Genomic DNA, 20,053 nt, shown 5'->3' with positions numbered 1-20,053 from the left:
GAGGCTCAGTCCTCGACCACCTCGGCGGCCCACACGACGTCGTCGGGCACCTCGACGCTCACCTGCACCAGCTGCCCGCGCCCGGTGAAGCGGCCCACCGTGCCCCCCGCCGGGCAGGTCCGCCGCTGCGGCGCCTCACCGTCCACGGCCACCTCCAGCGGCGCCGGCCGCAGGCAGGTGAGCACCACGGCGTAGCGGGTGCCCTCGGTGGTGAGCATGTACGGCAGCGCCCTGCTGCCGCGGCGCCCGTCCGCCGGCACCACCACGGTCTGCCGCGAGGCGCTGCGCACCCGCGCCTCGGCGGTGCGCTCGGCCGTGCGGGCGTCCACCCACACCCCGGGCGCCAGCTGGGCGTACCCGGCGCGCACGGTGGCGGTGGCGTCGCTGCCCACCGGCAGCAGCGCCGCGCCGGGGCCCGACGCGGTGCTGTACCGCAGACCGCGCGCCACCACCGACGGCGCAGCGCACGCACCCCCACGGCTGCTTCCGGGACGGGAGGGCACCACCACCAGGCAGACCCTGCCCGCCCTGCCGCGCGACACCCAGAACGAGGCGTCCGGCGCCACCGCCAGCAGCCGCTCCGACCCCGGCACCACCCCCACCGCCGCCGCGAGCGAGGCGTCCGGCAGCCCCGTGCCGGGCACCTGCGGCTGGGACAGCACGGTGAACTGCTGCTCGGCGGTCACCGGCGGCCGCGGCCCCGGCGGCGGCGCCGGCCGGCCCGGCGCGAGCAGGTCGACGACGACGGCGGCGAGCAGCGCCGCAGCGGCGAGCACGGCGGCGCGCCGCCGTCGCTGGACGTGCCGGGGCGGGGCCTGCGCCGCGCTGGCGGCGCGGGGGCAGGGCGCGTCGAGGTCGACCAGCGGGACCTCGACGTCCTCGTGCGCCCTCCGGGCCATCGCCCACGGTCTCACGCCCGCCGGCCCCTGGCGCTCCGCCCCGGGCGGGGGCAGGGTGGGCGGTGGTCAGCGGCGCTGCTGGCCGCGAGCGCGAGGAGGCGCGACATGACGAGCAACCCCGGCCCCGACGACCTCGGCCCCCACGTCCCGCACCGGGGCGACAGCAACCCCGGCCCCGACGACCTGGACGCCGACCTGCCCCGCCGCGGCGACAGCAACCCCGGGCCCGACGACCTCGACGCCGACGCGCCGCGCCAGGGCAGCGGCAACCCCGGGCCGCACGAGGACGTCGAGCACCACGGCCACCACGACGGACCGCACCCGGGCCGCTGACGAGGCGCCGGCCGGTGTGTCGGCGCACGGCGTGTCGTGGTGGCGCGTCGTGCGGGAACGGGTACTCACCTGCATGGACGCGGGGCGCTTCCGAGCGGTGTGGCGGGTGGTGGCCAGCGGGGGCTGCTCGCTGGCGCTGGTCGTGGGCGGTGCGGCGGGACTCCCCGGCGCGACTCCTGCCGCCCAGGCGCAGACGCGCCCGGCGGCGCTGACCAGCACGGTGCAGGCGGCCCCAGCGGCCGTGCGCTGCGCGCAGGCGGGGAGCACGGGGCTCGGCGCGCCCACGGACAGCTCCCCGCGCACCTCGCCGCCCCGCTCGGACGGCGCCGTGGCGCACGCCACGGTCACCGGCCTGCGCACCGGACGGCACGCCTGCTTCGACAGGGTGGTCATCGACTTCGCCGGCGGCGTCCCGGAGTACCGCGTGCGCTGGCTGGCCCGCGGCGAGCGCCTGCGCGCCGACGGCAGCGGCCGCGTCGTGCCGCTGCAGGGCGAGCGGGTGCTGGAGGTCGTGCTCCTCGGCGCCGACAGGTTCGAGGCGGCCCGCCGCACGGCGCCGCGGCTGCCCGCGGTCCGCTCGACCTACCTCTCACCCAGCTTCGAGGCGACCGTCCAGGTGGGCGTCGGCGTGCGGACCGGGGCAGCGTCCCGGGTCAGCGGGCTGCGGGTCTTCGAGATCGGTGGGGCGCACCCCCGCCTCGTCATCGACGTCGCCCACCCGCGCTGAGCCCCAGCGGGGTCAGGCCTCCTCGGCCAGCCGTTCGTCGAGGAGGGCGTCCAGCGCGCGCTTGCCGTCCAGGCGGGACTCGGCGTAGCAGGACCGCGCCCAGGCCAGCGCGAACTCCTCGGGTGTCGGCATGGTGGCTCCTCCTGGCTCGCGGTGGGCAGGGCGCTCGGCGCCACCCCCTGCGGGGGCTCCCGACGCCGTCTGCCGATGGTGCGCGCCCTCGCGCCGCCGCGGGGGGAGGCGAGCCGGAGGTCACCAGATGGTGACGCAGCCGTAACAGGCGGGCCCCATCCCCTCAGCCCGGGCCGCTCAGGCCGTCAGCACGTGCTGCGCCAGGCGCCCCGCGCCCGGCACGGCGGCGTTCGCGGCGCCCGCCGCCGCCGCGGCCAAAAGGGCGCTGCGCAGGTCCTGCCCGCGGGAGAGGGCCGTCAGCAGGCCCGCGAGGTGGGCGTCGCCGCTGCCGGTGGGGTACCCGCCCCGGCAGGGGTGGGGCGGCACCCGGACGACGGCGGACGGGTCCGCGCCCACCGCGCCCGCCTCCCCGTCGGTGACCACCACCGCGCCGCCGGTGCGGCGCACCAGCGCTGCGGTCGCCGCGGCGAGGTCCAGGTGCTCCTCGCCCAGCAGCGCGGAGGCCTCGGCGCGGTTGACCTTGACCAGGTCGGGGCCGTCCTGGACGAGCACCGCCAGCGCGGCGCCGTGGGTGTCGACGGCCACGGCGTCACCGGCGGCCCGCCGCCCGCGCAGCACCGCCGCCACCGCGGCGGGGTCCAGGCCGGCGGGCAGGCTGCCGGAGACCACGGTCCACCCGCGCAGCGGCGCGTCGCGCAGCGCCGCGAGCAGCGCCGCCGCCTCCGGCGCCGCGAGGGGTGCTGCGGGCTCGTAGAAGTCGGTGGGCGCCCCGTCGCCGGTGGCGGCGGTGAAGCACGTGCGCGTCTCCCCGGCCACCGGCACGGCCACCAGGTCGAGCCCCTCGGCGCGGGCCGCCTCGGCGACCCGCACCCCGGTGGGCCCGCCCAGCGGCGCGACCACCCGCACCGGCGTGCCCAGCGCGGCGGCGGCCCTCGCGAGGTTCAGGCCCTTGCCGCCGGCCAGGCGCAGCACCTCCTGCGGGCGGTGCACCGCCCCGGGGGCCACCCCGGAGACGAGGTGGGTGACGTCGAGCGCCGGGGCCGCCAGCAGCACCACCAGGCCGCTCACAGGTGGCTCCGCAGCTCGGCGAGGTCGGGCTGGGCGGCGGTGCCGCCCGCGGCGCGGGTGGACAGCGAGCCGGCCACGGCGGCCCAGCGCACCCGCTCGGCCTCGTCGCGCACGCCGTGGGAGACCGCGGCGAGGTAGCCGGCGTCGAAGCTGTCGCCCGCGCCGGTGGTGTCCACGACGTCGACGGCCAGGCCGGGCGCCGCGACGTCCGGCCCGTCCGGTCCGCTGGAGCGGCCCCCGGCGGCGCCGTCCTTGAGCACGACGCGCAGCCGCCCGGCGTGCGCCAGGGCGCCGCTGGCGCGCAGCGCGGCCAGCTCGGAGCGGTTGGGCATCAGCACGTCGACGTGCCGCAGCGCCTCGCCCACCGCCGTCCACCGCTCGGCGGGGTCCCAGTTGGTGTCCAGGCTGGTGCGGGCGCCCGCGGCCCGGGCGCTCGCCAGCACCGCCGCGAGGTGCTCGGTGAAGGCGGGCATGAGGAAGGGGGAGGCGGAGTGCACCCAGGTGGCGTCGCGCACCTCGACGTCGTCGGGCCGCAGCGCGGGCACGGTGCCGGGCAGGGTGAGGATCGCGCGGTCACCGCCGGTGTGCGCCGGGGCGAGGACGACCGACAGGCCCGTGGCCCCGCCGGGCTGCACCCGCACGCCGGAGGTGTCGACGCCGGCCGCGCGCAGCGCCGTCGTCGTCGCCTCCCCGAAGGCGTCGTCGCCGACGACGGCGGCCAGCCGCACGGGCACACCCAGGCGGGCCAGGCCGTGCGCGACGATCGCGGCGCTGCCGCCCAGGACGACGTCGGCGGCCTCCAGCAGCTGCTCGGCCTGCCCGAAGCGGGGGACGACGTCGCCGCGCAGCACGAGGTCGGCGTTGGCGTCGCCGACGACGAGCACGGGCAGCGGCCCGCTCACTTCAGCCCCGACAGGGTCATCGTCGCCACGAACTGCTTCTGCGCGACCAGGAAGAAAAGCACCAGCGGCAGCGTCGCGACGACGTTGCCGGCCATGAGCAGCGACCACTCGGTGCGCCGGGTGCTCTGGAAGTTGGCGATGCCCAGCTGCAGGGTGAAGGCGCTGTCGTCGTTGATGGCGATCAGCGGCCACACCAGGTCGTTCCACGAGCCGAGCAGGGTGAAGACCGCCAGGGTCGCCAGCGCCGGGCGGGCCAGCGGCAGCACGAGGTGGCGGTAGACCTGCCAGCGGTTGGCGCCGTCGATGCGGCCGGCCTCCTCCACCTCGCGGGGGATGGAGAGGAAGAACTGGCGCATGAGGAAGATGCCGAAGGCGCTGGCCAGCCAGGGCACGATCGCCGCCCCCAGCCCGTCGACCAGCCCGAGGCGGGCGAACAGCACGTAGGTCGGGATCATCAGCAGCTGGGTGGGGATCATGATGGTGGCCAGCACGAGGAACAGGCCCACCGTGCGCCCGCGGAAGTGCAGCCGGGCGAAGCCGTAGCCGGCCAGCGAGCACAGCACCAGGTGCGAGGCGATCGCGGTGGCGGCCACCACGGCGGTGTTGAGCAGCCACCGCAGGACGTCGGTGTCGGTCAGCAGCGAGCGGTACCCGCCCAGGTCGAGCCGGGAGGGCACGAACGGCGGCGGGTAGGTCACCAGCTCCTTGGCGGGGGACAGCGAGGCCAGCACCATCTGCACGAACGGCAGCAGGAACAGCAAGGCCAGCGGCGCCAGCACCAGGTGCCAGCCGCTGGGCCGGCGGCGCACCCGCATCAGAAGGCCTCCGTCCCGCGCCGGCGCGCGTAGAGCACCGCGCCGGCGGTGACGAGCAGCGTGATGGCGAACAGCGCGTAGGCCACCGCGGAGCCGTAGCCGAACTCCAGGCTGCGGAAGGCCTTCTCCCACAGGAAGTAGACGACCGTGGTGGTGGCGTCCAGCGGTCCGCCGCGGGTGGTGGTGTAGACGAGGTCGAACAGCTGGAAGGCCCCGATGGTCTGCCAGATGGTCGTGAAGACCGTCACCGCCGACAGCTGCGGCCACACGACCATCCAGAAGGCCTGCCAGCGGGTGGCGCCGTCGATGCGCGCAGCCTCGACCAGCTCGGGCGGCACGTCCTGCAGCGCCGCGAGGTAGAGCACGGTGGTGAAGGCGGCCTGCCCCCACAGCGACATCACCGCGATGACCACCATCGCCTGCGCCGGGTCCTCCAGCCAGCCCTGCGGGGGCAGCCCCAGGTGGCGCAGCACGTTGTTGACCAGTCCGAACTGCGGGGAGAACAGGTAGGTCGACAGGATGCCGGTGGCGGCTGCCGACGCCACGAACGGCACGAAGATCGCCGTGCGGTAGAAGCCGATGAAGCGGATCCGCCGGTTCAGCGCCACGGCCAGGAAGAGCCCGGCCAGCACCGAGGCGGGCACGAAGAGCACGGCGTAGACCCCGCTGTTGCGCACCGCGTCCCAGAAGCCGGGGTCGGTGGCCAGCTCGGCGTAGTTCGCCGTCCCCACCAGCTCCGGCGGGCTGAAGCCGTCCCAGTCCTGCAGGGAGATGAGGAAGGCCCACCCGGCGGGGAAGACCGACAGGCCGAGCACCAGCACCGTGGCCGGCAGCACGAACAGCCAGCCGGGCAGGTCGGCGCGCAGCCCGGCCACGAAGCCCTTCGGCCGGCGGGCGGGCACGGCCGCGCCCGCGCCGTCGTCGTCCTCGGGGCCGCCGGGGTGCTCCGGTCCGGCGGTGCGCCGCTGCAGCAGCGTCATCGGGCCAGCGCCTCGTCGGCCTCGTCGGCGGCCTGCGCCAGCGCCTCCTGCGGGGTGCCCTGTCCCTGCAGCACCTGGCCGATGGCGCGGGCCACGGCCTCGGACAGCCCCACGTAGCCGGGCACGGTGGGCCGGGCCTGCTCGGCGTTGGCGCCGTTGGCGGCCATGACCTCCAGGCCGGGCATCGCCGCGACCTGCTCGGCGAAGGCCGCCGAGTCGATCTCGCTGGCCCGCAGCGGCAGGTTGCCGTACGCGACGTTCCAGCGCTCGTCCTGCTCGGGGGAGGTCAGCCACGCGGCGAACTCGGTGGTCCAGTAGGCGCGGTTGGCGTCGCGGTGGTCGAACAGCGCCCAGATGTCGGGCCCGGAGACGGTCTGGTGGTCCCCGTCGACCCCCGGCAGCTGCACCACGCCGTACTGGGTGCCGGCCACGCCGAGGTCGTACAGCTGCCACGGTCCCGACGTCATCATGGCGATCTTGTCGGCGGCGAAGAGCTGGGCGAACTTGGTGTCGGTCTGGTCGAGGTAGACGCTGCGGTCGTCCACGGCGAGGGTGCGCAGGTACTCCAGCGCCTCCACGCCCTCGGGGGAGTCGAAGGCGGCGGTCGTGCCGTCCTCGGAGAGGATGGAGCCGCCCCGCTGCCACAGGTGCGGCCAGAACTGCCAGGTGGTCTCCTCCGAGCCGGAGACGGAGTAGGCGTAGCCGTAGGTGCCGCTGGCCTCGTCCGTGGTCGCCTTCGCGGCGGCGCGGAAGTCCTCCCAGGTCCAGTCCTCGGTCGGGTAGGGCTGGCCCGCGGCGTCGAACACGGTCTTGTTGTAGATGAGGGAGAGGTTGTCGACCAGGGCCGGGAAGCCGATGACCTTCTCCCCCGTGGGCTGCACCGTGGCGCGCGCGGCCTCGCTGAACTCCTCCCAGCCCAGCTCGGGGTCCTGGGTGGCCTCGGTGATGTCCAGGGTGCGCCCGGTGGACTCCAGCTGGCTGGCCCAGGAGCCGAAGGCGTAGGACATGTCGGGGTAGGAGCCGCTGGCGAAGCCCGCGGAGAGCTTCTGCAGCAGCTCCTCGGTGCTGGAGGCGCCCTGGGAGACGTCGATGGTGACGTTGGGGTGCTCGCCCTCGAACTCCTCGGCCAGGCCGGTGAGGATGTCGTGGGCCTCGTCGGTCTGGCCGGTCCACCAGGTGATGGTCACGTCGGCCTCGGGGTCCAGGGTGGTGGCGCCGCCTCCTCCGCCGCTGCAGGCGGCGAGCCCGCCGGCCGCGAGGAGGGCCGCGGCCAGTGCCGCGGTGGTGCGCAGGGCCTGCTTCATCACAGTTCCGCTCCCGTCGTCGTCGGTGGGTGGGGGGCTCAGGCGAGGATGATGGAGCGCGTCAGGTGGCGGGGGCTGTCGGGGTCCAGTCCCCGGTGCCCGGCCAGCTCGACGGCGAGGCGCTGGGCCTGCACCAGCTCCACCAGCGGGTCGAGGTGGCCCAGCCGGACGGCGGCGCCGGTCGCCTCGACCTCGGCGGCGAGCCGCTCGTCGGCGGCGCCGAGCATCCACACCAGGCTGCCGCGGTGGGCCACGGCCAGCGGCCCGTGGCGGTAGTCCAGCAGCGGGTAGGACTCCGCCCACGCCTGCGCCGCCTCGCGGACCTTCAGCGCCGCCTCCTGCGCCAGGCCGCGGGTCCACCCGGTGCCCAGGTAGACGACGTGGTCGAGCTCGTCCAGGGCCACCGGCAGGTCCAGCGGCTCGCCGAGCACCAGCTCGGCCTGGGCGACGGCGGGGGCGACGTCCTCCCCGAAGGCCGCCCGGGCCAGCACCAGCACGGTGGTGGGGAAGCGGGTCTGCACCACCGAGCGCTCGTCGGCGAAGTCGAGCAGCAGCACGTCGTCGGCGAGGCGGGCGACGGGGGAGTCGGCCACGCCGGTGACGGCGACCGTGCGGACCCCCGCGGGCAGCGCCTGCGCCGCCTCGAGCACCTCGGTGGTGGTGCCCGAGCGCGAGAGCAGCACCACGCGGTCCCAGTCGCGCCAGGCGCGGGGCTCGGAGGCGTAGCCGGCGTCGGTCACCCCCAGGCCCGCGGCCTCGCGCAGCGCGGCCACGGACTCGGCGACGAAGGCCGAGGTGCCGCAGCCGAGCACCAGCACCCGCTCGCCGGGGGCGGCGAGCAGCTCGCGCGCCGCGGCCAGGCCGGCCAGGGCCTCGCGCCACACCTCGGGCTGGCTGGCGATCTCGTCGGAGGTCAGGCTCATCGGTGTCGGGCTCCCTGCTGGGTGGTCTGGCGGTCTGTGCGGCGTCCGGGGCTGCGTCCTCGCAGCGGTGCCACGATGATGCTCACCAACTGAGCGAACGACAAGCACTCTGCGCAAAACGCTCAGTCCTGGTGATCGTTGATTGCAGGGAGGTTTCCGATGACCACGCCCGACCCGCCCGCACCGGACCTGTCCGCACCAGACCCGTCCGCGCCCGACCTCGAGCGCCTGCGCGACCTGCCCCTGACCCGGTGGACGCCGCGCCAGCAGCTGCGGGCACCGGCCACGGAGGTCCGGCGCGCCGCGGTGCCCGCCGTCGACGTCCACAACCACCTCGGCCGCTGGCTCACCGGCGGGGACTGGCGCGCCGGGACGGCGCCGTGGATGGTCGAGGACGTCGGCGCGCTGGTCGCCGTCCTGGACGCCACCGGCGTGGAGGCCGTCGTCAACCTCGACGGGATGTGGGGCGGCGAGCTGTCCGCCAACCTGGCCCGCTACGACGAGGCGCACCCGGGGCGCTTCCTGACGTTCTGCCAGGTCGAGTGGGCGCGCCTGGCCGAGCCGGGCGGGCTGGAGGCGCTGGTGGGCCAGCTGCGCGAGTCCGCAGCCCGCGGGGCGCGCGGGGTCAAGGTGTGGAAGGACCTCGGCCTGTCCGTGCGCGACGCCGGCGGCGCGCTGGTGGCCCCCGACGACCCGCGCGTGGTCGAGGTGCTCTCCACCGCCGGGCAGCTCGGGCTGCCGGTGCTGGTGCACACCGCTGACCCGGTCGCCTTCTTCGACCCCCTCGACGAGCGCAACGAGCGCCTGGAGGAGCTGCTGGGCAACCCCGAGTGGTGGTTCGGCGACCCCGCGGTGCACCCGGGCTTCGACGAGCTGCTCGCCGCGCACGCCCGCCTGGTGCTCGCGTGCCCGGGCACGCGCGTCGTCGGCGCGCACGTCGGGTGCGCCGCCGAGCGCCTCGACCTGGTCGAGGCGCTGCTGGCCGCGGCGCCGCACTACAGCGTCGACACCGGCGGGCGCCTGGCCGAGCTGGGGCGCCAGCCCCGGCGCACCGCGGCGCTGCTGGAGCGCTTCGGGGACCGGGTGCTGTTCGGCACCGACGCCTTCCCCCTCGACGCCGCCGCGCTGCGCCTGCACTTCCGGTTCTTCGAGACCCTCGATGAGGCCTTCCCCTACGCCCCCGAGGAGGACGTGCCGCCGCAGGGGCGCTGGACCGTCTCCGGGCTGGGCCTGGGCGAGGGCGCGCTGCGGGCGCTCTACCGGGAGAACGCCCGCAGCGTGCTGGGGCTCACGCCGCGCTGAGGGTGCGGCACAGGGCCGTGACGACCCCCGCCATGGCCGCCCGCGACTCCCGCAGCGGCCGGCGGGGGTCGACCAGGGCGGCGTCGGCGTCCAGCACCCGCCGCAGCGCTGCGGTCCCCGCCACGTTGAGCGCGGTGCCCACGTTGACCTTGCGGATGCCCGCGCGCACGGCCGCGGCCAGCACGTCGTCGGGCACCCCGGAGGAGCCGTGCAGCACCAGGGGCACCGGCACGGCCGCCGCCAGGAGAGCGACCAGCTCGACGTCGAGGGACGCCGTGCGCGAGGTCATCGCGTGCGAGGAGCCCACGGCGACGGCGAGGGCGTCCACGCCCGTGGCCGCCACGAACGCCGCGGCCTCGCCGGGGTCGGTACGCACCCCGGGGGCGTGCGCGCCGTCCTTGCCGCCGACCTCGCCGAGCTCGGCCTCCACCCACAGGCCGGCGGCGTGCGCCCGCGCGGTGGCCTCCGCCGTCGCCCGCAGGTTCTCGGCGTAGGGCAGCACCGAGAAGTCGACCATGAGGGAGCTGTGCCCGTACGGGCCGTGCTGCGCTCCGCCCGCTGCGCCGCCGGGACCACCGCCGAGGTCGATGGCGGCGGCCACGAGCTGCGGGTCGTCGAGGTGGTCCAGGTGGACGGCGACGCCGACGGGGGCGCCCGCAGCCAGCTCCCGGCACGCCGCGAGCAGCGGCCGCAGGGCCCCGCCGTGGTACTTCACCGCGTTCTGGCTGACCTGGAGCAGCACGTCGGCACCGGCGTCGGCGGCGCCGTCGACGATCGCCTCGGCGTGCTCGAGGGTGATGACGTTGACCGCCGGGACGGCGCCCCCGCGCGCCACCGCGGCGGCCACGAGGTCCTCGGTGGCCCGCAGCGTCACGGGAGCACCAGCTCGGTGCGGCCGCCCAGGGTGGTGGGCAGCAGGTCGGCGTGGGCGGTGAACAGCTCGTCGGTGAGGTCCCACAGCTGCGCGGGCGTCAGGGTGGAGGAGGCGTTGGGGTCCACCAGCAGCGCCTGGCGCACCAGGTCGCGGTCCCCGGTGAGCGCCGCCTGCACGGTCATCTCCGCCACGGACAGCTGGGTGCGGTTGTGCGCCGCTCCCGCCAGCGGGACCGAACCCACCGCGACCGGCTCGACGCCGGCGCCCGACAGGCGCGCGGGCACCTCCACCACGGCGCCCTGCGGCAGGTTCTCGACGAGCCCGCGGTTGACGACGTTGGCGTGGATCTCCCGCTCGGTGCCGGTGAGCAGGGAGTGGATGACCTGCGGGGCGTACTCGGCGGCGTCGTCGGCGTCGTGCAGCTCCAGGTCGCGGCCCTCGGCCAGCGCGGCGCGGGCCGCCTCGTACTCGGCGACGTTGTCCTCGCTGATGCCCAGGTACTCGCTGGGGCGCAGCCGGAACCGCTCCACCTGCGCGTCGTCGCGCAGGAACCAGGAGAGGTACTCGCTGGAGTGCTCGGAGGTCTCGGTGGGGTAGTACCCGATCCGCCGGAAGACCTCCACGCGCACGCGGCGCTCCAGCTCGGGGTCGGCGGCGATGCGCTCGCGCAGCAGCGGGTACAGCGAGGCGCCGTCGCGCTCCCACTGGTACAGCCACGACTGGTGGTTCACGCCCGCGGCGCGGTAGGTGGTGCCCTCCAGCGGCACGCCGACCAGCGCGCACAGGTCCACGGCCGTCCAGTGCACCGAGTGGCACAGCCCCACGGCCCGCAGCCGCGGCGCCACCGCCGCCAGCCACCAGACGTTCATGGTCATCGGGTTGGTGTAGTTGAGCAGCCACGCCTCGGGCGCCAGCTCGGCCAGGTCGCGGGCCAGGCCGCTGAGCAGCGGGAAGGTGCGCAGCGCCCGGAAGACGCCGCCGACGCCGGTGGTGTCGCCGATGGTCTGGCGCAGCCCGTGGCGGGCGGGCACCTCCAGGTCGGTGCGGGTGGAGGCGATGCCGCCGACCTGGACCATGTTGACCACCACGTCGGCGCCGTCGACGGCGCGGCGGCGGTCCGTCTCGGCGCTGACGCGCAGCTCGCGGCCCAGGCGCCGGGAGAGCTGCTCGGCGGTGCCGCGGGCGACCTCGAGGCGGTCGGGGTCGACGTCGTGCAGGACGAGGTCGAGCACCGGCAGGTCGGGCATCCGCAGCAGGTCGGTGACCAGCTGGCGGGTGAAGACGGCGCTGCCGGCGCCGATGAAGACGATGCGGCTCATGCTCGGATCACGGTCGGATGGTGGCGTCAGCCGCGCACTCCGCGCAACGACATGAGCAGAAAGCGTGCAAGGTGTGCAATCATAGTGAGCGATCTAGAGCTCTGACGGGGTCGCTGACGGGGGCGCTCACGGGGACGAGAGGGGGGCGGGCGGGTGGCGGTGGTGGTCGGTGACGCCAGGCCGGCGGCCTCGGGCAAGCGCTCGCGGCGGATGCTGGCGATCCTCGACCTCGTCGCCGAGCGCGGCGAGGTCTCCCTCACCGAGCTGGCCGAGGCCCTCGGCACCTCCCACGCCACCGTCCGGCGCGACCTCGCCGCCCTGGGCGACCAGCGGCTGCTGCTGCGCACCCACGGGGGAGCGCGCGCCGTCGACTCAGGCGGCGAGGTCCCCGTCAGCCTGCGCGGCACCCGCCACCAGGAGGCCAAGCGCGCCATCGCCGCCGCCGTCGCCCAGACCGTGCCGCGGCACCGCTACGCCATCGCCCTCTCCGGCGGCACCACCACGGGCGCCGTCGCGCGGGCGCTGTCGGGCCACACCGAGCTGACGATCGTCACCAACTCGCTCTCCATCGCCCAGCTGGTGACGAGCTTCCCGCAGATGAAGATCATGATGACGGGCGGCATCCTGCGCCCGGAGTCCCTCGAGCTGGTCGGGCAGCTCGCGGAGAACACCTTCTCCGCCATCAACCTCGGGACGGCGATCCTCGGCGCCGACGGCATCACCGCCGCCGGCGTCACCACCCACGACGAGACCGAGGCGCGCACCAACCACGCCATGGTCGTGCACGCCCAGCGGGTGGTGGTGGTCGCCGACGGCTCCAAGGTGGGGCACCTCGCCTTCGCCCACGTCGTCGGGCTCGACCACGTCGACGCCCTGGTCACCGACACCTCCGCCGACCCCGAGGTGCTCGAGCAAGTGCGCGCCGCCGGCGTGGAGGTGACCGTCGTCAACCCGGCGCGGGGGCGGGGCGGCCCACCTCGGTGACCGCGGCGGGAGCACCGCTGCGGACCTTCCGGAGGTGGCCCTTCTGGCGTCACCGCTCGCGCGCGGTGGCCTGACCGTTCCTGCCACGTCCTGGGGCGACCCCTCGGGCAGGCCCGCTCAGCGGCCTCCGGTGCCCACGGGCACCGGGTCGTGGGCGTCGCGCTGCGCGGGCAGGTGCACGCGCGGCGCGGACAGGGCTCCGTACAGCTCCGGGCGCCGGTCGCCGAGCAGGTCGCCGAGGGCGCCGGCGCGCCGGTCGCGGGAGGCGCGCAGGTCGACGTCGGCCCACGCCGTGGCGGCACCGGGGCCCGCTTCGGCGAGCACCCAGCCGTCGGCGCCGACCACGCAGGTGCCCTCGGTCCACTCCGTGCCGCGCTCGTGCCCGGTGCGGTCGGTGCAGACCACGGCGAGGTGGCCGGCGCGCGCGGCGGCCATGGCCACCACCTGCCCGATCGGCCGCTCACCGGCCGGGCGCGCTCCGAGCGCCCAGTTGGTCGGCACCGCGAGCAGGTCGGCGCCGGCCAGGACGGCGGTGCGCGCCCACTCCGGAAAGCTGAGGTCGTAGCAGATGAGCGTGCTGATCCGGCCGTGCGCGGTCTCGACGACCGGCGGCGCAGCGTCGCCGGGGGTGAAGAGCAGGCGCTCGGCGTCCCACAGGTGCGCCTTGCGGTAGACCGCGCGCACCCCGGAGCCGTCGACGACGGCGGCGCTGTTGTGCACCCGCCCGTCCTCGCCGAGCTCGCAGAACCCGCCGACCACCACGGCACCGGGGCGCCGCCGGCAGGCCGCGGCCCAGCCGGCGAGCACCGCGCTGTCGGCCGGGACCGCCACCGAGCGGGCCTCCGCGGTGTCGGCGAGGGCGTAGCCGGAGGTCGCCAGCTCGGGCAGGACGACGACGTCGGCCCCGGCGTCGACGGCCTCGGCGACGGCCGCCGCCGTCCTGCGGGCGTTGCCGGGCAGGTCCAGCAGCGCCGGCGCGAGCTGGACGGCGGCGACGCGCGCCGTCGTCGTCGGCCTAGGCCGTGACGGGGGGCCGGACCTGTCCGCGGCGGTGGGCTGGCAGGGCAGCGGACGGCTCACGACGGGCTCCTCGACGGCTCGCGCAGCGGTGGTGAGCGGAGGCTAGGGCCGCGCCGAGCCGCTGCGGGGGACGCGCGCCGGGGCGCGCGCGTCAGAGGCCGTCAGGCGGCGGTGCGCCGCCTCCACCCGGTCCGCCTCCGCCGCCCGGTCCACCTGTCGGCCCGGTCCTCGGGCCCTGCGCCGAGGTGAGCACCGCCTGGCCGCGGATGTCCGCCAGCCTCGTCAGCAGCTGCTGGGAGGCGCCGAGCACCACGGCCCACGCCAGCACGTCGGTCCAGGTGCCCGCGCCCAGGACGCCCACCCCCAGGCCGGAGCGGACCAGCAGCAACCCGAGGACGGCGCTGAGCGCTCCCGCCGGCGCCTTGAGCAGCGCGAGCGCCATCGGCACCGCGTACGGGGTCGAGGTGCCGCGCAGGCGCGAGAAGGAGGTCAGCCCGGTGAACGCGCCGGCAGCGGCGCCGACCAGCGATACGACCAGCAGGTCTGCACCGCGCGGGCCCGCGTCGCGCAGGGGGAGTGCGCCGGGCGCCACGGCCCCGAGGGCGACCAGCGTGCAGACGGCGACCAGCAGGGCCCCTGCCGCGAGCAGCACGCTGTTCCGGAAGCTGCGGGCGCGCACGTGGCGGGCGGCGGAGGCGCCCCGCGCTTGGAGCAGCGTGCTCGTGAGGAGCGTGGGGGGCGGGGCCGTCGGGCCGCCTCCACCGACGCCGCCGCCTCCGCCGGCAGGCCCTCGCAGCCCTGCGGCGCCGGCGCACGCGGAACCGGGTGAGCGCCAGCCCAGCAGCAGCGCCTCCGCGGTGTGCACGCTGCCCCAGGCGCGTTCCACCTGACCACCGCGCAGCCTGGCGAGCCACGAGGGCCGGGTGCTCGCGGCCTCCTCGGCCGCCCGCAGCAGGGCGCCGAAGGAGGCGGCGTGCCGGACGGTGCACACCGCCGGGAGCGCCTCCCAGCCCGCGCGCAGCTCGCCGCAGCGGGTCAGCACCTGCGCCTGCCAGACGTGCAGCGGCCGTGCCGGGACATCGGGAGCCTTGGGCAGCGCTGTCCACCCGGCCTCGAGCCTCGGGCAGACCGCTGTGCGGGCCGCGCAGCACGGGGGCCACTGCTGGGGGGCGGCCTCGGCACGCGGTGCTGCTAGGTGCGACGGCGCCTCGCCTGCGCCGTCCGCCCCTGCTGGGCGGCCGTCCGGTGGAGCCAGGTCATCCCCGGCGCCGCCCGCGGTCGCACCGCCGACCGCGTCGACGTCCACGTCCGTGCTCACGCCTGCCTCCTCGTGCGTCAGTCATCCCTGCCGTCGTGTGACCTCTTGACAACTGTGTGTGACTGCCTCACCCTCGCGGCATGTCCGGGCTCGCCTCCGGTGACCTGCTGCAGGTCCTCGAGGTGGCCGGCCTGCTGGCGGCGGTGGACACCTGGGAGGACTTCCAGTCCGCGGCGATGCCGGCCCTCGCCGCCCTCGTCGGCGCCGACGGGGTGGTCCACCACGACGTCGACCTCGCGCTGCCCCGCGAGCTCAACGTGGTCTGGCCCGCCGACGCCTTCCCCCTGAGCAGGCTGGACGGCTACGCCGCGGAGATGCCGGATCACCCCTTCATCCAGCAGCTGCACCACCTGCACACCCACCCCGTGCTGCGCATCACCGACCTGCAGAGCCAGGCCACCTGGCAGAGGTCGCGGGTCTACCGCGAGTCGCTGCGCGGCCTGGGTGCCGACGACCAGCTCGCCTGCCTGCTGACGGCCGCCGGGTCGGTGCGCCGCGCGGTCAGCTGCTTCCGCGTCGGGGCGCCTTTCACCGACCGCGAGCGCGACAGGCTGGCGGCGGTGCGCCCCTTCCTGGTCGCGGCCGCCGGGCGGCTGCAGCGCCGCGGTGGCTGGCACCTCGCCCTGCAGGCCGTCCCCACGCCGCGCTGGGTGGTCGTGGCTGACGCCGTCGTCGACGTCCCGCCGCTGCTCACCGCCCGGGAGCAGGAGGTGATGGCGCTCCTGGCCGCGGGGCGCACCTGCGGGCAGGCGGCGCGCCTCCTCGGGTGCAGCCCGCGCACGGTCAGCAAGCACGTGGAGCACATCCACGCCAAGCTCGGCGCCTCCACGCGCCTGGAGGCGCTCGCCCGGTGGCGCGACCGCGCCCCGGGAGGCGCCACGACCACCACGGCCAGCCCCGTCGCAGCGGTCGGCGCGGTCAGCCCTTGAGCACCTGGTACCGCACCGTGTACCGCCAGCGCGACCACCAGCTCGACCCTCCGCGCAGCGACCACACCTGCTGGTGCGACCCGGCAGCCACCGCCCCCACGGGAAACTCGCGCAGGTGCTGCCCGAGCTCGTCGTCGCCGTCCAGGCTCATGACGCCCCCGACCGCGGCGATCGCGAAGGGCAGCACCACCGCCGCCCCCGTCGTGTAGGGGTGGGGGACCTTCGACAGGCCGGCGGAGACCGCCTGACCGATCTTCGTGACCGTCTCCCCGCGCCGCTCCCAGTCCTTGCCGGCGTCCTCGTCGAAGGCGACCAGGGCCACCTTGAGCAGCCGGCCGTCGGGCACGTCGGCGTCGAAGACCGTGCCCCCGCCCACGCCGAAGCGCTGGGTCTGCCGGTCGTTGATGGACAGCGGCCGCGTCAGCACCCCACTGCTCTGCGCCCCGTCGGTGACCGCCCCCGCCAGGTAGAACTCGTCGCCGCCGCTGACGTCCTCGGTGTCGGCGCACGAGACGTCCTCGAGGACGACCCTCATGCGAGCCATCGTGACCTCCCTGCTCGTCGTTCCTGGGCACTACGGACGCTAGGCAGGCGCAGCGCGGCCGTCTGTACGGCGAAGCGCGTACGCGCCCCTCGTCTGCGACAGTCGACGACCGTGTCCGCTGCCCACCTCGTGCGCTCCGAGGCCCTGCTGCAGCAGGCGGCCGACGCGCTCGCGGCCGAGCGCCTCCTGCTGGACGGCGCCAGGCTGGGCGGGGAGCTGCGCCTGGTCGGCGGCACGTCGCTGCTGGCGGCGGACGCGGGGCCCCGCGAGGGGTGCGACGCGCTGAAGGCGCTGCCTGTCGAGGAGTACGAGGTGCGGAAGGCGGCCTTCTTCACCCGTGTCGCCGCGGGGTGGTGACCTCCCCGGCGCGCTCGCGGGAGCGACCTCGCGGACCTTCCCGAGATGGCCCTTCAGGAGTGGTGCGGTCGCCCGGGCCAGAAGGGCCACCTCGGGAAGGTCCCGGACCGCCTCGTCGCGCGCGCACCTGGCGGTGCACGACGACGGCGCGCGGCGCCGGGAGCGGCAGGGGAGGGTGGCCCCGTGCTCGAGCCCGTGCCTGAGCCAGCCCGGGCGCCGGTGCGGGTCGGCGTCGTCGCTGACGACCTGACCGGTTCCGCCGACACCGCGGTGCAGTTCGCCACGGCGGGCTGGCCCACGGTGCTGGCCCTGCCGGGCGGCCCTCCGGTGGACGACGGGCCGGTGGACGACGGGCCGGTGGACGACGGGCCGGTGGACGACGGGCCCGCCGGCGCTGCGGACGGGGTCGTGGCCGTCTCGACCGACGCCCGTGCGCTGGGGGAGGGCGCCAGGGCGGTGACGGCGGCTGCGGTGCGCCGGCTGCAGGGGCGCGGTGCCTCCCACCTGTACCTCAAGGTCGACTCCACGCTGCGCGGCTCCGTCGCGAGCCAGGTGGCGGGTGCGCTGGACGCGCTGGACGACGGCGGCGGAGTCGATCGGCGTGCCGTCGCCGTCGTCTGCCCGGCCTACCCGGCCATGGGGCGCACCGTCGTCGACGGCGTCGCGCTGGTGGGTGGTCGGCGCCTCGAGGAGGGGCCCGCCGGGCTCGACCCGGTGACCCCGGTCGTCACCTCCGTCCTGGGCGAGCTGCTGCCCGGGGCCGTGCACCTCGGCCACCTCGGCGCCGGCCCGCCGGAGCGCGCGGGGCGCGCGCTGCTGGCCGCCGTCCTCGCGGCCACCAGCGGCCGGGACGGGGCCCGGGTGGTCACCGTGGACGCGGGGAACGAGGCCGACCTCGACGTCGTCGCCGCCGCGGTCGCCGCTGGTGGTCCGGCGCTGGTCCCGGTGGGCTCGGCGGGGCTGGCGGGCGCCCTGGCCACCCGCTGGCGCTGCACGCCGCCGTCACCCCGGCAGTTGACCGGCGCCCCGGTGCGCCGCGCGGGAGCGGTGCTTGTGCTGGTGAGCTCGCTGCACGACGTCGCCCGGGAGCAGACGGGGGTGCTCCGCACCGGTCGGCCCGGGGCGATCGCCCACCTGGCGCCCTCCCACGCCGTCCTCGCGGACGACGGGGCCCGCGCCCGGTGGCTCGCCGCCGCCGACGGGCCGCCGCGGCCCGACGTGCTCGTGCTCACCGCGCCCGCTGAGCGCCAGGGGGCGGCGGCCGCTCCGGGCGTCGCGGCCGCGCTGGCCGACGTCGCGGCCGCGCTGCACGGGCGGGAGCCGCTGCGCGCCGTCGTCGCGGTCGGCGGGGACGGCGCCGAGGCGCTGGTGCGGCGCTGGGGCGCCACGGGCCTGGCGGTGTCCGGGGCGCTCGCGGAGGGCGTGCCGCACGGCGTGCTCCTCGGCGGGGTGGCCGCCGGCCTGCCGCTGGCCACCAAGGCCGGGGGCTTCGGGGCACCTGGCACGCTGCTCGACGTCGTCCGCAGGCTCAGCCACCCGCCCACGGACCACACCACGGACCCCAGGAGGGACCTGCCATGACCACGCCCGTGCTCGCGGTGACCGTCGGCGACGTCGCCGGCATCGGCCCGGAGATCACCGCCAAGGCGCTGCTCGGCCACGACGACCTGCGCCAGCGGTGCGTCCCGGTGGTGCTGGGCGACGTCGACGTCATGCGGCGCGCCGTCGTCGCCGCCGGTGGCGACCCGGGCGCCGTCCGGCAGGTGGACGACCCACGCGCCGCGACCAACGAGCCCGGGACGGTGGAGGTGGTGCAGGTCGGCGACCCGATGCCGCAGGTGCCGATCGGTGAGCTCAGCCTGGTGGCCGGCGACGGCGCCTACCGCTTCGTGGTGGCCGCCTGCGACCTCGCCAAGCGCGGCGCCGTCGACGCCATCGTCACCGCACCGCTGAACAAGGCGGCGATGCACGCCGCGGGCCACCAGTTCCCCGGGCACACCGAGCTGCTCGCCCACGAGTTCGGGGTGACCAACTTCAGCCTCGTGCTGTCCGCGGGCGACCTGTACCTGTTCCACCTGACCACGCACGTCTCGCTGCGCCGGGCCATCGACGACGTCACCCCCGAGCGCACCGAGGCGGTGCTGCGCCTGGCCGGGGCGTTCACCCGCACGCTCGGGCGCCCGGACGCCGAGGTGGCGCTGGCGGGGCTGAACCCGCACGCGGGGGAGTCGCGGCTGTTCGGCGACGAGGACGCCGACGTGCTGGCGCCCGCCGTCGCCGCGGCCCGCGCCCGCGGCGTCAACGCGGTGGGCCCGCTGCCCGCTGACGCGCTGCTGCCGGCGGCCGTGAAGGGGCGCTACCAGATGGTGGTCGTCTGCTACCACGACCAGGGCCACGCGCCGTTCAAGGCGGTGTACGGCGACCAGGGCGTCAACATCACCGTGGGGCTGCCGGTGGTGCGGGTGTCGGTCGATCACGGGACGGCGTTCGACATCGCCGGCACCGGCGTCGCGCGGGAGACGAGCCTGGTCCTGGCCTGCGAGCGGGCCGCGGCGCTGGCGCCGGGGTGGGACCTGGTGTGGCGGGCCTCGCAGGAGGCCGCCGACCAGCTGTCGAGCTGACCTGGGCTGCTGACCTGGTCTGCTGACCGGGGTCGGTGCTGTCCGAGGAGGCGGTCGGTGGAAGATGCGCTGGTGGGCACGGCAGGAGGGCGGGGGATCTCGAGGAACCGTCCGCCGTCGTTGAAGGACGTGGCGCGCGAGGCCGGGGTCTCCTACCAGACCGTGTCCCGCGTCATCAACGACGGCCCGCGCGTCTCGAGCGCCACGCGCGCGCACGTCCTCGAGGTGGTCGCCAGGCTCGGCTACCACCGCAACGACGCCGCGCGAGCGCTGAAGACGAGCCGGTCCCGCACGATCGGCGTCATCGCCGACGCCTCGCCGCGCTTCGGTCCGGTCAGCACGCTCACCGCGGTGGAGTCCGCCGCGCGCGAGGCGGGCTACACCGCGCTCGTGGTCACGATGAGCCACCCGAGCCGTGACCTCGTGGCCGACACCTTCGGCGACTTCATGGAGCGCGGCGTCGAGGGAGTGGTGGTCATCGCCCCCCGCGTGGACCTGGCCCACGTCGCGCAGGAGACCCCCTCGGAGATCCCCGTCGTGGTGCTCGCCCCCGGTGAGGCCAGCCAGCCCGGGGTGACCGTCTTCTACGAGGACCAGGAGCTGGGCGCCCGGCTGGCGGTCCGCCACCTGGTCGAGCTCGGCCACCGGGACGTGGCGCACCTGGCCGGCAACCAGGAGTGGCTGGACGGGCAGGTGCGCCTG

The 20,053-nt window shown here is 76.4% G+C and carries 21 protein-coding genes; 9 read left to right on the top strand and 12 right to left on the bottom strand.

Annotated features, from left to right (window positions below; translation table 11 throughout):
- Positions 1–5: 5 nt before the first annotated feature.
- Positions 6–899, bottom strand: coding sequence for a hypothetical protein (locus tag ACUN9U_RS06975; protein ID WP_445484214.1), 894 nt, complete (start codon positions 897–899; stop codon positions 6–8).
- Positions 900–1,004: 105 nt separating this feature from the next.
- Here ACUN9U_RS06975 and ACUN9U_RS06970 point away from each other — a divergent pair, with 105 nt between their 5' ends.
- Together ACUN9U_RS06970 and ACUN9U_RS06965 are read left to right on the top strand one after the other, a co-directional pair.
- A complete protein-coding gene (locus ACUN9U_RS06970) occupies positions 1,005–1,232 on the top strand; it encodes a hypothetical protein (protein WP_445484213.1) in 228 nt (75 codons plus the stop codon).
- 73 nt (positions 1,233–1,305) lie between these two features.
- Positions 1,306–1,959 carry an AMIN-like domain-containing (lipo)protein gene (locus ACUN9U_RS06965; RefSeq protein ID WP_445484212.1) on the top strand — a complete coding sequence of 218 codons (654 nt, stop codon included), beginning with the start codon at positions 1,306–1,308 and terminating at the stop codon, positions 1,957–1,959.
- Between the two features lie 309 nt (positions 1,960–2,268).
- Here the strand turns inward: ACUN9U_RS06965 and ACUN9U_RS06960 are convergent, their stop codons facing one another.
- The 6 genes from ACUN9U_RS06960 to ACUN9U_RS06935 are packed head-to-tail and all read right to left on the bottom strand — an operon-like array spanning position 2,269 to position 8,083.
- The gene (locus tag ACUN9U_RS06960) at positions 2,269–3,159 is read right to left on the bottom strand and encodes a PfkB family carbohydrate kinase (protein ID WP_445484211.1); all 891 of its coding nucleotides are present in this window, start codon (positions 3,157–3,159) and stop codon (positions 2,269–2,271) included.
- A complete protein-coding gene (locus tag ACUN9U_RS06955; protein WP_445484210.1) occupies positions 3,156–4,061 on the bottom strand; it encodes a carbohydrate kinase family protein in 906 nt (301 codons plus the stop codon). The genes ACUN9U_RS06960 and ACUN9U_RS06955 overlap by 4 nt, the downstream gene beginning before the upstream one ends.
- Entirely contained in the window at positions 4,058–4,876 is an 819-nt protein-coding gene (locus ACUN9U_RS06950; RefSeq protein ID WP_445484209.1) for a carbohydrate ABC transporter permease, read from the bottom strand. The genes ACUN9U_RS06955 and ACUN9U_RS06950 overlap by 4 nt, the downstream gene beginning before the upstream one ends.
- The gene (locus ACUN9U_RS06945) at positions 4,876–5,856 is read right to left on the bottom strand and encodes a carbohydrate ABC transporter permease (RefSeq protein ID WP_445484208.1); all 981 of its coding nucleotides are present in this window, start codon (positions 5,854–5,856) and stop codon (positions 4,876–4,878) included. Before ACUN9U_RS06945 ends, ACUN9U_RS06950 begins: the two co-directional genes overlap by 1 nt.
- Positions 5,853–7,160 (bottom strand): ABC transporter substrate-binding protein, encoded by a 1,308-nt coding sequence (locus ACUN9U_RS06940; protein WP_445484207.1) that lies wholly within the window; start codon positions 7,158–7,160, stop codon positions 5,853–5,855. The genes ACUN9U_RS06945 and ACUN9U_RS06940 overlap by 4 nt, the downstream gene beginning before the upstream one ends.
- Before the next feature lie 38 nt (positions 7,161–7,198).
- Positions 7,199–8,083, bottom strand: a complete 885-nt coding sequence (locus ACUN9U_RS06935) for an SIS domain-containing protein (protein ID WP_445484206.1) — start codon at positions 8,081–8,083, stop codon at positions 7,199–7,201.
- A 159-nt stretch (positions 8,084–8,242) separates the two neighbouring features.
- Between ACUN9U_RS06935 and ACUN9U_RS06930 the strand changes: the two genes are divergently transcribed.
- The gene (locus ACUN9U_RS06930) at positions 8,243–9,385 is read left to right on the top strand and encodes an amidohydrolase family protein (protein WP_445484205.1); all 1,143 of its coding nucleotides are present in this window, start codon (positions 8,243–8,245) and stop codon (positions 9,383–9,385) included.
- On the opposite strand, the gene ACUN9U_RS06925 is transcribed toward ACUN9U_RS06930, so the two are convergent.
- Together ACUN9U_RS06925 and melA are read right to left on the bottom strand one after the other, a co-directional pair.
- A complete protein-coding gene (locus ACUN9U_RS06925; RefSeq protein ID WP_445484204.1) occupies positions 9,372–10,259 on the bottom strand; it encodes a class II fructose-bisphosphate aldolase in 888 nt (295 codons plus the stop codon). The genes ACUN9U_RS06930 and ACUN9U_RS06925 overlap by 14 nt on opposite strands.
- The gene (melA, locus tag ACUN9U_RS06920; RefSeq protein ID WP_445484203.1) at positions 10,256–11,578 is read right to left on the bottom strand and encodes an alpha-galactosidase; all 1,323 of its coding nucleotides are present in this window, start codon (positions 11,576–11,578) and stop codon (positions 10,256–10,258) included. Before melA ends, ACUN9U_RS06925 begins: the two co-directional genes overlap by 4 nt.
- 153 nt (positions 11,579–11,731) lie before the next feature.
- Between melA and ACUN9U_RS06915 the strand changes: the two genes are divergently transcribed.
- Positions 11,732–12,562 carry a DeoR/GlpR family DNA-binding transcription regulator gene (locus ACUN9U_RS06915; RefSeq protein WP_445484202.1) on the top strand — a complete coding sequence of 277 codons (831 nt, stop codon included), beginning with the start codon at positions 11,732–11,734 and terminating at the stop codon, positions 12,560–12,562.
- A gap of 117 nt (positions 12,563–12,679) precedes the next feature.
- On the opposite strand, the gene ACUN9U_RS06910 is transcribed toward ACUN9U_RS06915, so the two are convergent.
- The gene (locus ACUN9U_RS06910) at positions 12,680–13,642 is read right to left on the bottom strand and encodes a nitrilase-related carbon-nitrogen hydrolase (protein ID WP_445484201.1); all 963 of its coding nucleotides are present in this window, start codon (positions 13,640–13,642) and stop codon (positions 12,680–12,682) included.
- Between the two features lie 91 nt (positions 13,643–13,733).
- On the bottom strand, positions 13,734–14,624 hold the full coding sequence (locus ACUN9U_RS06905; RefSeq protein WP_445484200.1) for a hypothetical protein: 891 nt from the start codon (positions 14,622–14,624) through the stop codon (positions 13,734–13,736).
- 356 nt (positions 14,625–14,980) lie between these two features.
- Between ACUN9U_RS06905 and ACUN9U_RS06900 the strand changes: the two genes are divergently transcribed.
- Complete coding sequence (locus ACUN9U_RS06900) at positions 14,981–15,829, top strand: response regulator transcription factor (protein WP_445484199.1); 849 nt, start codon at positions 14,981–14,983, stop codon at positions 15,827–15,829.
- On the opposite strand, the gene ACUN9U_RS06895 is transcribed toward ACUN9U_RS06900, so the two are convergent.
- A complete protein-coding gene (locus ACUN9U_RS06895) occupies positions 15,819–16,364 on the bottom strand; it encodes a hypothetical protein (RefSeq protein WP_445484198.1) in 546 nt (181 codons plus the stop codon). The genes ACUN9U_RS06900 and ACUN9U_RS06895 overlap by 11 nt on opposite strands.
- A gap of 120 nt (positions 16,365–16,484) precedes the next feature.
- On the opposite strand from ACUN9U_RS06895, the gene ACUN9U_RS06890 reads away from it, so the two are divergent.
- From ACUN9U_RS06890 to ACUN9U_RS06875, 4 genes are all read left to right on the top strand, one after another.
- The gene (locus tag ACUN9U_RS06890; RefSeq protein WP_445484197.1) at positions 16,485–16,730 is read left to right on the top strand and encodes a hypothetical protein; all 246 of its coding nucleotides are present in this window, start codon (positions 16,485–16,487) and stop codon (positions 16,728–16,730) included.
- Positions 16,731–16,913: 183 nt separating this feature from the next.
- Complete coding sequence (locus ACUN9U_RS06885) at positions 16,914–18,311, top strand: four-carbon acid sugar kinase family protein (protein WP_445484196.1); 1,398 nt, start codon at positions 16,914–16,916, stop codon at positions 18,309–18,311.
- Entirely contained in the window at positions 18,308–19,351 is a 1,044-nt protein-coding gene (gene pdxA / locus ACUN9U_RS06880; RefSeq protein ID WP_445484195.1) for a 4-hydroxythreonine-4-phosphate dehydrogenase PdxA, read from the top strand. The genes ACUN9U_RS06885 and pdxA overlap by 4 nt, the downstream gene beginning before the upstream one ends.
- A gap of 57 nt (positions 19,352–19,408) precedes the next feature.
- The coding region (locus ACUN9U_RS06875; protein WP_445484194.1) for a LacI family DNA-binding transcriptional regulator at positions 19,409–20,053 on the top strand (645 nt) is incomplete at its 3' end.

It is taken from the genome of Quadrisphaera sp. KR29, assembly GCF_052644995.1.
Note: the sequence above shows the minus strand (reverse complement) of the source record. Positions and strands in the feature narration are given on the sequence as shown.

Coding starts and splice junctions, on each gene's coding strand:
- ACUN9U_RS06975 (WP_445484214.1), bottom strand. CDS start 899: ATGGCCCGGAGGGCGCACGAGGACGTCGAGGTCCCGCTGGTCGACCTC.
- ACUN9U_RS06970 (WP_445484213.1), top strand. CDS start 1,005: ATGACGAGCAACCCCGGCCCCGACGACCTCGGCCCCCACGTCCCGCAC.
- ACUN9U_RS06965 (WP_445484212.1), top strand. CDS start 1,306: ATGGACGCGGGGCGCTTCCGAGCGGTGTGGCGGGTGGTGGCCAGCGGG.
- ACUN9U_RS06950 (WP_445484209.1), bottom strand. CDS start 4,876: ATGCGGGTGCGCCGCCGGCCCAGCGGCTGGCACCTGGTGCTGGCGCCG.
- ACUN9U_RS06945 (WP_445484208.1), bottom strand. CDS start 5,856: ATGACGCTGCTGCAGCGGCGCACCGCCGGACCGGAGCACCCCGGCGGC.
- ACUN9U_RS06940 (WP_445484207.1), bottom strand. CDS start 7,160: ATGAAGCAGGCCCTGCGCACCACCGCGGCACTGGCCGCGGCCCTCCTC.
- ACUN9U_RS06935 (WP_445484206.1), bottom strand. CDS start 8,083: ATGAGCCTGACCTCCGACGAGATCGCCAGCCAGCCCGAGGTGTGGCGC.
- ACUN9U_RS06930 (WP_445484205.1), top strand. CDS start 8,243: ATGACCACGCCCGACCCGCCCGCACCGGACCTGTCCGCACCAGACCCG.
- melA (WP_445484203.1), bottom strand. CDS start 11,578: ATGAGCCGCATCGTCTTCATCGGCGCCGGCAGCGCCGTCTTCACCCGC.
- ACUN9U_RS06900 (WP_445484199.1), top strand. CDS start 14,981: ATGTCCGGGCTCGCCTCCGGTGACCTGCTGCAGGTCCTCGAGGTGGCC.
- ACUN9U_RS06895 (WP_445484198.1), bottom strand. CDS start 16,364: ATGAGGGTCGTCCTCGAGGACGTCTCGTGCGCCGACACCGAGGACGTC.
- pdxA (WP_445484195.1), top strand. CDS start 18,308: ATGACCACGCCCGTGCTCGCGGTGACCGTCGGCGACGTCGCCGGCATC.